The sequence below is a fragment of the Streptomyces lushanensis genome (genome assembly GCF_001700515.1).
Taxonomy (GTDB): domain Bacteria; phylum Actinomycetota; class Actinomycetes; order Streptomycetales; family Streptomycetaceae; genus Streptomyces; species Streptomyces lushanensis.
Window position 1 is genome coordinate 1 of record NZ_MAUD01000148.1, and the last position, 10,909, is coordinate 10,909.

The 10,909-nt window shown below is 70.9% G+C and carries 10 protein-coding genes; all 10 read left to right on the forward strand.

The features are described 5' to 3' along the window. Positions 1-1,620 (forward strand): DUF5941 domain-containing protein (locus BFF77_RS13765; RefSeq protein WP_107422153.1); only part of this gene is annotated, 1,620 nt, incomplete at its 5' end. Beyond that, on the forward strand, positions 1,617-2,366 hold the full coding sequence (locus tag BFF77_RS13770; protein WP_066948509.1) for a phosphocholine cytidylyltransferase family protein: 750 nt from the start codon (positions 1,617-1,619) through the stop codon (positions 2,364-2,366). The genes BFF77_RS13765 and BFF77_RS13770, both read left to right, overlap by 4 nt. Then, positions 2,354-3,415, forward strand: a complete 1,062-nt coding sequence (locus BFF77_RS13775; protein ID WP_066948512.1) for an iron-containing alcohol dehydrogenase family protein — start codon at positions 2,354-2,356, stop codon at positions 3,413-3,415. The genes BFF77_RS13770 and BFF77_RS13775 overlap by 13 nt, the downstream gene beginning before the upstream one ends. After that, positions 3,393-4,178 carry a CDP-alcohol phosphatidyltransferase family protein gene (locus BFF77_RS13780; RefSeq protein WP_211280226.1) on the forward strand — a complete coding sequence of 262 codons (786 nt, stop codon included), beginning with the start codon at positions 3,393-3,395 and terminating at the stop codon, positions 4,176-4,178. The genes BFF77_RS13775 and BFF77_RS13780 overlap by 23 nt, the downstream gene beginning before the upstream one ends. Before the next feature lie 174 nt (positions 4,179-4,352). Further along, positions 4,353-5,282: an ABC transporter permease gene (locus tag BFF77_RS13785; protein ID WP_066948517.1), complete on the forward strand. Its 930-nt coding sequence runs from the start codon at positions 4,353-4,355 to the stop codon at positions 5,280-5,282. Continuing rightward, complete coding sequence (locus BFF77_RS13790; protein WP_066948520.1) at positions 5,275-6,060, forward strand: ABC transporter ATP-binding protein; 786 nt, start codon at positions 5,275-5,277, stop codon at positions 6,058-6,060. The genes BFF77_RS13785 and BFF77_RS13790 overlap by 8 nt, the downstream gene beginning before the upstream one ends. A 429-nt stretch (positions 6,061-6,489) precedes the next feature. Further along, entirely contained in the window at positions 6,490-7,407 is a 918-nt protein-coding gene (gene hpnC / locus BFF77_RS13795; protein WP_066948523.1) for a squalene synthase HpnC, read from the forward strand. Beyond that, entirely contained in the window at positions 7,404-8,354 is a 951-nt protein-coding gene (gene hpnD / locus BFF77_RS13800; RefSeq protein ID WP_211280227.1) for a presqualene diphosphate synthase HpnD, read from the forward strand. The genes hpnC and hpnD overlap by 4 nt, the downstream gene beginning before the upstream one ends. A gap of 115 nt (positions 8,355-8,469) precedes the next feature. Beyond that, positions 8,470-9,858 (forward strand): hydroxysqualene dehydroxylase HpnE, encoded by a 1,389-nt coding sequence (gene hpnE / locus BFF77_RS13805; protein WP_066948525.1) that lies wholly within the window; start codon positions 8,470-8,472, stop codon positions 9,856-9,858. Next, on the forward strand, positions 9,855-10,909 hold a 1,055-nt coding region (locus BFF77_RS13810), incomplete at its 3' end, for a polyprenyl synthetase family protein (protein WP_211280228.1). The genes hpnE and BFF77_RS13810, both read left to right, overlap by 4 nt.

Below are 10,909 nucleotides of genomic sequence, written 5' to 3' on the forward strand. Positions count from 1 at the left end.
ACCGGAACCTCCGGGACCGGAGCCCCCCACCCCCGGACCGCCACCGCCTCCGAGGCCGGGGAGCCCGAGACCGGACCGCCTTCCGGGGACACCGTCACCGCCCTGGACGAGCCCCTTCCCGATCAGGTCGCCGCCGCGCTCGACGCCGGGGGCACCGCCGTCCACCGCCCGGAGCTCGGTTCGCTCGTCGCCGCCGTACCGGCCGACGCGGACGCCCGGGAACGGGCCGGGACCGCTGTCGCGGCCGTGGACGACGAGGCCGTACGGCTGCGCTCCGCCGTGAAGGCGCGCGACGGCTTCTTCACCACCTTCTGCATCAGCCCGTACTCCCGCCATCTGGCCCGCTGGTGCGCGCGCCGGGGCCTGACTCCCAACCAGGTCACCACCGCGTCCCTGATCACCGCGCTGATCGCGGCGGCCTGCGCGGCCACCGGCACCCGCGGCGGCTATGTGGCGGCCGGCGCGCTGCTGCTCCTCTCCTTCGTGCTGGACTGCACCGACGGGCAGCTCGCGCGCTACTCGCTCCAGTACTCCACGATGGGCGCCTGGCTGGACGCGACGTTCGACCGCGCCAAGGAGTACGCGTACTACGCGGGCCTCGCGCTCGGCGCGGCCCGGGGCGGCGACGACGTATGGGCGCTCGCGCTGGCCGCGATGGTCCTCCAGACCTGCCGGCATGTCGTGGACTTCGCCTTCAACGAGGCGAACGCCGACTCCACCGCCGCCCATGCCACCGGGAAGGCCGTGGTGGGCACTCCCACCACGGCGCTCTCCAGCAGGCTCGACAGCGTCGGCTGGACGGTGTGGGTACGCCGGATGATCGTGCTGCCGATCGGCGAGCGCTGGGCGATGATCGCCGTGCTCACCGCCCTGACCACGCCTCGGACCGTCTTCTGCGCGCTGCTCGTCGGCTGTGCCTTCGCCGCCTGCTACACCACCGCCGGCCGGGTGCTGCGCTCGGTGACCCGCGAGGCCGTCCGTACCGGACGCGCCGCGCGGGCCCTCGCCGATCTCGCCGACTCGGGCCCGCTCGCCGAGGGGACCGCCCGGCTGCTGCGGCGCCCGGTCCGCCGGCTCCCCGGCGCGTCACCGTTCCTGGCCGCGTTTCTCGGCGGGGCCGCGGTCGTCGCCACCGCCTCCTTCGCGCCCCTCGACAGCGTCTGGCCGGTCCTCGCCGCTGTGCTGTACGTACTGACCTCGGGCCTCGCCGTGGCCCGCCCGCTCGGCGGCGCGCTGGACTGGCTCGTACCGCCGGTGTTCCGGGCGGCGGAGTACGGCACGGTCCTGGTGCTCGCCGCCCGCTCCGAGGTGAACGGAGCATTGCCCGCGGCTTTCGGTCTGGTGGCGGCCGTCGCCTACCATCACTACGACACGGTGTACCGCATCCGCGGCGGCTCCGGCGCGCCGCCCGGATGGCTCGTCCGCTCGGTCGGCGGGCACGAGGGACGCACGCTCGTGGTGACCGCTCTCACCGCGGTTCTCGTGACCGGGCGCACCGGCCTTCCCCTGGCCCTGACGGCGCTCGCGGCTGCCGTGGCGCTGGTCGTGCTCGCGGAGTCCATCCGGTTCTGGGTGTCGTCCGGAGCCCCCGCCGTACATGACGAAGGAGAACCCGCATGATCGGCCTCGTACTGGCCGCCGGTGCCGGACGGCGTCTGCGTCCCTACACCGACACGCTTCCGAAGGCCCTCGTGCCGGTGGACCCGGCGGGGGAAGGGACCACCACGGTCCTCGATCTGACGCTGGGCAACTTCGCCGAGGTCGGCCTGACCGAGGCCGCGATCGTCGTCGGCTACCGCAAGGAGGCCGTCTACGAACGCCGCGCCGCGCTGGAGCGCGCGTACGGTCTCAAGCTCACCCTCGTCGACAACGACAAGGCCGAGGAGTGGAACAACGCCTACTCCCTCTGGTGCGCCCGTGACGTCCTGACGAGCGGTGTGATCCTCGCCAACGGCGACACCGTCCATCCGGTCTCCGTCGAGGAGACGCTGCTCGCCGCCCGTGGCGCCGAGCGCCGGATCATCCTCGCCCTCGACACGGTCAAGCGTCTCGCCGACGAGGAGATGAAGGTCATCGCGGACGGCACCAAGGGAGTGCGCAGGATCACCAAGCTGATGGACCCGGCCGCCGCCACCGGCGAGTACATCGGAGTCACCCTGATCGAGCCCGAGGCCGCCGCGGATCTCGCCGACGCCCTGCGGACCACCTTCGAACGGGACCCGGACCTCTACTACGAGGACGGCTACCAGGAACTGGTGAACCGCGGCTTCACCCTCGACGTGGCGCCCATCGGCGACATCCCGTGGGTGGAGATCGACAACCACGACGACCTCGCGAAGGGCCGTGAGATCGCGTGCCGGTACTGACCAGGCTCATCCCGTCCCCGGTCGTGGTCGACATCAGGCCCGGCGCCCTGGAGGATCTCGCCGGTCTCCTCGCCGACCAGCGGATCTCCAGCTCGGGCCGGGTCGCCATCGCGGTCAGCGGCGGTTCGGGGCAGGCGCTGCGCGGCCGGCTGGAGCCGGTGCTCACCGCCGCCGACTGGTATCTGGTGGCCGACGGCACCATCGACTCCGCGGTCCGGCTCGCCGACGGCATCAAGGGCAAGCGCTACGACGCGGTGGTCGGCCTCGGCGGCGGCAAGATCATCGATGTGGCGAAGTACGCGGCGGCCCGGGTGGGCCTGCCGCTGGTCGCCGTCGCCACCAACCTCGCGCACGACGGGCTCTGCTCCCCGGTGTCCACCCTGGACAACGACAACGGCCGCGGCTCCTACGGTGTCCCCACACCCATCGCGATCGTTGTCGACCTCGATGTCATCCGCGACGCCCCGGTCCGGTTCATCCGCTCCGGCATCGGCGACGCGGTCTCCAACATCTCCGCCATCGCGGACTGGGAGCTCTCGCACGGGATCCACGGCGAGCCGGTCGACGGACTGGCCGCCGCCATGGCCCGTACCGCGGGCGAGGCCGTGCTGCGCCACCCCGGCGGCGCCGGGGACGACGAGTTCCTCACCGTCCTCGCCGAGGCACTGGTCCTCACCGGCATCGCCATGTCGATCAGCGGAGACACCCGTCCCTCGTCGGGCGCCTGCCACGAGATCAGCCATGCCTTCGACCTGCTCCATCCCGAGCGCCGCGCGCTCCACGGCGAGCAGGTCGGCCTCGGCGCCGCCTTCGCCATGTATCTGCGCGGCGCCCACGAGGAGTCGCAGCTCATCACCGAGGTGCTGCACCGGCACGGGCTGCCCGTACTGCCCGAGGAGATCGGCTTCTCCCCGGAGGAGTTCGTACGGGCCGTCGCCTACGCGCCGCAGACCCGTCCCGGCCGCTTCACCATCCTCGAACACCTCGACCTGTCCACCGACCAGATCAGGGACGCGTACGCCGACTATGCCAAGACCATCAGTAGCTGAACTCCGCCCGGTCGTTCACCCGGAGGGAATCAAGGACCGGCGCAGCGGAGAGCACTGGGCCGGGCGACTGTACATGCGGGAGATCTCGCTGCACATCGATCCGTACCTGGTGAACACCCGGATCACGCCCAACCAGCTCACCTGTCTCATGGTGGTGGTGGGGGTCGCCGGCGGTGCCGTGCTGCTCGTACCGGGACTGACCGGCGCGATTCTCGCGGCGGTCCTGTTCCAGATCTATCTGCTGCTCGACTGTGTCGACGGCGAGGTGGCCCGCTGGCGCAGACAGACCTCCGTCACCGGGGTCTATCTGGACCGGATAGGCCACTATCTCTGCGAGGCCGCCCTGCTGATCGGCTTCGGTGTGCGCGGCGCGGACGTCTTCCACCGTGACGGCGCGACCACGCACTGGCAGTGGGCCTTCCTCGGCACGCTCGCCGCCCTCGGCGCGATCCTGATCAAGGCCGAGACCGATCTGGTGGATGTGGCCCGGCAGCGCAGTGGTCTGCCCGCCGTCAGGGACGAGGCCTCCGTGCCCCGCTCCTCGGGTCTGGCACTGGCGCGCAGGGCCGCGGCCATGCTCAAGTTCCACCGGCTCGTCGGCGGCATCGAGGCCAGTCTCCTCATCCTCGTGGCGGCCGTCCTCGACACGCTGCGGGGAGACCTGCTCTTCACCCGGCTCGGTATCGCGGTCCTCGCCGGTGTCGCCGTCGTCCAGACCGTGCTGCACCTCATCTCCATCCTGGCGTCGAGCCGGCTGAGGTGAGCACTGTGCGGATCGGCGCGATGATCATCACGCAGAAGGCCCGGCTGGGCCCACCGGCTGTCATCTGACAAGCTTCGGATCTGAGAGCATCGGGGCTACTCCCAACTCCCGGGGCCTGGCCTTCCGTGCTTGTGCCCGTCCGGCTGCGCATCTTGAAGACGAAAGTTTCAACTTGTGAGTGACACAACCCAAGAGGGCGCGATCGCCGTGAGCGCCCCGCCGTCGTCCGACGACGGTCTGACCCCGGCGGAGCTCGCCGCCAAGTACGGCCTGGCCGTGAGCGGCGCCCGGCCCGGTCTGCGGGACTATGTCCGGCAGCTCTGGGGCCGGCGCCACTTCATCCTGGCCTTCTCGCAGGCGAAGCTCACGGCCCAGTACAGCCAGGCCAAGCTCGGCCAGCTCTGGCAGGTGGCGACACCCCTGCTGAACGCCCTGGTCTACTACCTGATCTTCGGGCTGATCCTGGGCACCAGGAAGGGCATCCCCCAGGAAGTCTTCATTCCCTTCCTGGTCACCGGTGTCTTTGTCTTCACCTTCACCCAGAGCTCGGTGATGGCGGGGGTCCGCGCGATCTCCGGCAATCTGGGGCTCGTACGGGCCCTGCACTTCCCCCGGGCCTCGCTGCCGATCTCCTTCTCGCTCCAGCAGCTCCAGCAGCTCCTGTACTCGATGATCGTTCTGATCGCGGTGGCGGTTGCCTTCGGCAGCTATCCGAAGCTGAGCTGGGTCCTGGTGATCCCGGCGCTGGTGCTCCAGTTCTTCTTCAACACCGGTCTCGCGCTGATCATGGCGAGGCTGGGCAGCAAGACCCCGGACCTCGCGCAGCTCATGCCGTTCGTGATGCGTACGTGGATGTACGCCTCGGGCGTGATGTTCTCCATCCCGGTGATGCTCAAGGACAAGCCGGCCTGGATCGCGGACATCCTCCAGTACAACCCCGCCGCCATCTACATGGACCTCGTCCGGCACGCGCTGATCGACGGGTACGGCTCGTCGAACCTCCCCGCGCACGTCTGGTTCGCCGCGCTGGTGTGGGCCGTGCTGCTCGGAGTCGCCGGCTTCGTGTACTTCTGGAAGGCCGAGGAACGGTACGGGCGTGGCTGACGACAACAAGCAGGGACGCATCCCCACGGTCATCGCCGACGAGGTGCACATCGTGTACCGCGTCAACGGCGGAGGCGGCGGGAAGGGCAGTGCCACCGCCGCGCTCAGCCGTATGCTCCGCCGGGGCAAGGGAGAGGCGCGCGGAGTCCGCAAGGTCCATGCCGTCCGGGGAGTCTCCTTCACCGCCTACCGCGGCGAGGCGATCGGTCTGATCGGCACCAACGGATCAGGCAAGTCCACGCTGCTGCGTGCCATCGCCGGGCTGCTGCCCACCGAGAGCGGCAAGGTCTACACCGACGGCCAGCCCTCGCTGCTGGGTGTGAACGCGGCACTGATGAACGACCTGACCGGCGAGCGCAACATCATTCTCGGCGGGCTGGCCATGGGCATGACGCGCGAGCAGATCCGGGACCGGTACCAGGGCATCGTGGACTTCTCCGGCATCAACGAGAAGGGCGACTTCATCACGCTCCCGATGCGGACGTACTCCTCCGGCATGGCCGCGAGGCTCCGCTTCTCCATCGCCGCCGCCAAGGACCATGACGTCCTGATGATCGACGAGGCGCTGGCCACCGGCGACCGCAAGTTCCAGATCCGCTCCGAGGAGCGCATCCGTGAACTGCGCAAGGAGGCCGGCACGGTCTTCCTCGTCAGCCACAGCAACAAGTCGATCAAGGACACGTGCGACCGCGTGCTCTGGCTGGAGAAGGGCGAGCTCCTGATGGACGGCCCGACGGACGAGGTCATCAAGGCGTACGAGAAGGAGACGGGCAAGTAGCCCGGCGGGGATCCGGACGACGGGCCCCGGGCCTCCGCCGGACGGCTCCGGCGGAGGCCCGCTCGCGCGCCACGGCCCGCTCGCGACGTGCGGCAATAGGCCGCCGATCGCCCAAGGACGGTCAAGTCGCGTGCCCACGGGGAAGGTTGGTCCGCATTGCAGCGTTCTTGTAATGCGCGCAACACCCCGAAGTGGTCCTCTTAGTTGTACAACGTAAGCTGTGCTGGTGCTGATTCGCAGCAAGTGGGGCGATACCCGCTGGGCACCTTGTCCGCGAGACGGCGGCCTTCTTTACTCGGAAGGACGGGCGGCGTGTCCGAAATAGGATGTATTGGGTCGGCAGTGTAGAACGGGAGATGTGACGGCAATGACGGGAAATCTCCAGCTCTGTGAGGGTTCCGCCGTCCCCGTGCCGGGCAGCCGGCAGTGATGGGCACTTCCCGGGCGCGCTCCGACGCCACCACACGCTCCACACTGGACAAGGCCACCGACGAGAACTTTCCGGTGGCGCCCTTCTTCCTGCCACGCGCCTGGCGCGACGATCTGATGGCCGTTTACGGTTTCGCCCGGCTCGTCGACGACATCGGCGACGGCGACCTCGCTCCCGGCGGCGCCGATCTCCGCCATCTGGGGGTCCGCCCCGAGCGGGCCGACGACCGCCTCGCCGTCCTCGACGCGTTCGAGACCGATCTGCGACGGGTCTTCGACCCCGCGGGCCCGGCTCCGGGCCATCCTCTGCTGCGCGCGCTGATCCCGACCGTACGCAGCCGCGGGCTCACTCCCGAACCGTTCCTCGGGCTGGTCGGGGCGAACCGGCAGGACCAGTTGGTGCGGCGGTACGAGACCTATGACGACCTCCTCGCCTACTGCGAGCTGTCCGCCAATCCCGTCGGACGGCTCGTCCTGCGCATCACCGGGACCGACTCTCCCGAGCGCGTCCGTCTCTCGGACGCCGTCTGCACGGCGCTCCAGATCGTCGAACACCTCCAGGACGTGACCGAGGACCTCGGCCGCGACCGGATCTATCTGCCCGCCGAGGACATGAAGCGCTTCCATGTCACCGAGGCCGACCTGGCCGCCCCCACCGGGAACGCCTCGGTGCGCACCCTGGTCGCGTACGAGGCGGAACGCGCGCGGCAGCTTCTGAATGAAGGCACCCCGCTGGTGGGTAGCGTCCACGGCAGGCTCCGGCTGCTGCTCGCCGGATTTGTGGCCGGAGGGCGCGCCGCCCTCGCTTCGATCGCGGCTGCCGGGCACGATGTGCTCCCCGGACCGCCCAAACCCACCAAGCCACGTCTGCTGCGCGAAGTGGGAGCTGTCTTGCGAAGAGCGCACAGAGAGGGGTGAGCCGGAACGTGGAGGGACAGACACCCATGTCCGCGCCGGTACTGGCGGCCTACAGCTACTGCGAGGCCGTCACCGGGCAGCAGGCCCGTAACTTCGCCTACGGCATCAGACTGCTGCCGACCGAGAAGCGGCAGGCCATGTCCGCGATGTACGCGTTCGCCCGGCGGGTGGACGACATCGGCGACGGCACGCTCGCCCCCGAGGCCAAGCAGAGACGGCTCGAGGAGACCCGGGCCCTGCTCGGCAGAGTCAGGGCGGGCGAGGTGGCCGAGGACGACACGGACCCCGTCGCGGTCGCCGTCGCCGACGCGAGCCGCCGCTTCCCGGTACCGCTCGGCGGGCTGGACGAGCTGATCGACGGCGTCCTGATGGACGTACGGGGCGACACCTACGAGACGTGGGACGACCTCAAGGTCTACTGCCGGTGTGTCGCGGGTGCCATCGGCCGGGTGTCGCTCGGCGTGTTCGGCCCCGGCCCCGACGCGCCGGGAGCGGAGCGCGCCGTCGAGTACGCCGACACGCTGGGACTCGCCCTCCAGCTCACGAACATCCTCCGGGACCTACGCGAGGACGCGGCCAACGGCCGTACGTATCTGCCCTCCGACGATCTCGCCAAGTTCGGCTGCTCCACCGGTTTCCACAGTGCGACGCCGCCCCCGGGCTCCGACTTCACCGGTCTGGTGCACTTCGAGGTCCGCCGCGCCCGCGCCCTGTTCGCCGAGGGCTACCGTCTCCTGCCGATGCTCGACCGGCGCAGCGGCGCCTGTGTCGCGGCCATGGCTGGCATCTACCGCCGGCTGCTCGACCGTATCGAACGCGACCCCGAGGCCGTGCTGCGCGGCCGGGTCTCGCTGCCCGGACACGAGAAGGCGTATGTCGCCGTGCGCGGACTCTCCGGCCTCGACGCCCGGCACATCTCACGGCAGAGCGTCAGGAGGCGCGGCTGATGCGGCGGATCGCACGGCTCCCCCTCTTCCTCGTCCCCGCACATCCGTGCCGGGTTCTCGCAACCCCGGGTCGGGATGACGCGTCCCTGACTGCGACGGCCGGAGGGGGACGCGCATGACCACAGCGGACGACGCGCGGCCCCGCCACGCCGTGGTGGTGGGCGCGGGGCTCGCCGGCACCACCGCCGCGCTCCAGCTCGCCGACGCCGGAGTGCGGGTCACGCTCGTCGAGGGGCGCCCACGGCTCGGCGGTCTCGCCTTCTCCTTCCGGCGCGGCGATCTCACCGTGGACAACGGCCAGCATGTGTATCTGCGCTGCTGCACGGCCTATCAGTGGTTCCTCGACCGGGTGGACGGCGCCGCGCTCGCACCGCTCCAGCGCCGGCTGGACGTGCCCGTCCTCGATGTCGGCGGCCCGCGCGGCCCCCGGCTGGGACGGCTGCGGCGCAACGCGCTGCCCGTACCGCTGCATCTGGCCGCGGGACTGGCGGCCTATCCGCATCTCTCGCTCGCCGAACGCGCCTCCGTCGGGCGTGCCGCGCTCGCCCTCAAGCGGCTCGATCCCGCCGATCCGGCCCTGGACGGCATCGACTTCGCCACCTGGCTGGGCCGGCACGGACAGTCGGCCAGGACCATCGAGGCCCTCTGGGACCTCGTCGGCGTGGCGACGCTCAACGCCACCGCGCCGCACGCCTCCATGGGACTGGCCGCGATGGTCTTCAAGACCGGGCTGCTCTCCGAGCCCGGCGCCGCCGACATCGGCTGGGCGGGTGTCCCGCTGGGCGACATCCACGACACGCTGGCACGCAAGGCCCTCGACTCCGCGGGGGTGAGGACCGAGCTGCGCACCCGCGTCGGCGCGGTCACCCGCGCGGCGGACGGCGGCTGGCGTGTCGACGCGGACGGCGAACCGCTCGACGCGGACGCTGTCGTCCTCGCCGTACCGCAGCGCGAGGCCCACGGCCTGCTGCCCCACGGAGCGCTGGAGGATCCCGACCGGCTGCTCGACATCGGCACCGCGCCGATCCTCAACGTCCATGTCGTGTACGACCGCAAGGTGCTGCGCCGGCCGTTCTTCGCCGCGCTGGGCAGTCCCGTCCAGTGGGTCTTCGACCGCACCGACGCCTCCGGACTCCCCGACGGCCAGTATCTGGCGCTCTCCCAGTCGGCCGCCCAGGACGAGATCGACACGCCCGTGGCGGAGCTGCGCGCACGCTATCTCCCCGAGCTGGAACGCCTGCTGCCCGCCGCGCGCGGCGCGGAGGTACGGGACTTCTTCGTCACCCGGGAACGGACGGCGACGTTCGCGCCCACCCCCGGTGTGGGCAGACTCCGTCCCGGCGCCCGAACCCGCGCACCCGGCCTGTACCTGGCCGGAGCATGGACCGCCACCGGCTGGCCCGCGACGATGGAGGGTGCCGTACGGAGCGGCTTCAGCGCCGCGGGAGCCGCTCTCGCCCAGCTCGGCCGCCCCTATCGACACCCCTTGCAGGAGGCGGCATGAGCCCGAGTACTGCACCTACGAGTACTGGAACAAGAGGAGAGACCGTGCCGACCGTGCCCCCGGTGAATCCGGCTGTCGACACCGCGGACGTCTACGCGCTGCTGGAGCGGGGACGGAGCCTGTCCGCTCCGGTGCTGCGCGCCGCTGTCGGCCGGCTCGCCACGCCGATGGACACCGTCGCCGCCTACCACTTCGGCTGGATCGACGCCGAGGGCAGGCCCGCCGACGGCGACGGCGGCAAGGCGGTGCGCCCTGCACTCGCGCTGCTCTCCGCCGAAGCGGCGGGCGCGGCGCCCGAGACGGGGATCCCCGGCGCGGTCGCCGTCGAACTGGTCCACAACTTCTCGCTGCTGCACGACGACCTGATGGACGGCGACGAGCAGCGCCGCCACCGCGACACGGTCTGGAAGGTGCACGGGCCCGCGCAGGCGATCCTCGTCGGCGACGCGCTCTTCGCGCTCGCCAACGAGGTGCTGCTGGAGATCGGCACCGCGGAGGCGGGACGGGCCACCCGCAGGCTGACCACCGCCACCCGCAAGCTGATCGACGGTCAGGCCCAGGACATCTCCTACGAGCACCGCGAGCGGGTCACCGTTGAGGAGTGCCTGGAGATGGAGGGCAACAAGACGGGCGCCCTGCTCGCCTGCGCCGTCTCCATCGGCGCGGTCCTCGGCGGCGCCGACGACCGTACGGCCGACACGCTGGAGGCGTACGGCCACCATCTCGGCCTGGCCTTCCAGGCGGTGGACGATCTGCTCGGCATCTGGGGCGATCCCGAGGCCACCGGCAAGCAGACCTGGAGCGATCTGCGCCAGCGCAAGAAGTCCCTGCCGGTCGTCGCCGCGCTCGCCGCGGGCGGTCCCGCCTCGGCCCGGCTCGGCCAACTGCTCGCCGCCGACGCGAAAAGCAATGATTTCGAGACCTTCTCGGAGGAAGAGTTCGCGACCAGGGCGGCGTTGATCGAGGAGGCGGGCGGCCGGGAGTGGACCTCGCAAGAGGCCCGCAGGCAGCACGCCGTCGCCGTCGAGGCCCTCGACGGCGTCGATATGCC

Coding starts and splice junctions, on each gene's coding strand:
- BFF77_RS13770 (WP_066948509.1), top strand. CDS start 1,617: ATGATCGGCCTCGTACTGGCCGCCGGTGCCGGACGGCGTCTGCGTCCC.
- BFF77_RS13780 (WP_211280226.1), top strand. CDS start 3,393: ATGCCAAGACCATCAGTAGCTGAACTCCGCCCGGTCGTTCACCCGGAG.
- hpnC (WP_066948523.1), top strand. CDS start 6,490: ATGGGCACTTCCCGGGCGCGCTCCGACGCCACCACACGCTCCACACTG.
- hpnE (WP_066948525.1), top strand. CDS start 8,470: ATGACCACAGCGGACGACGCGCGGCCCCGCCACGCCGTGGTGGTGGGC.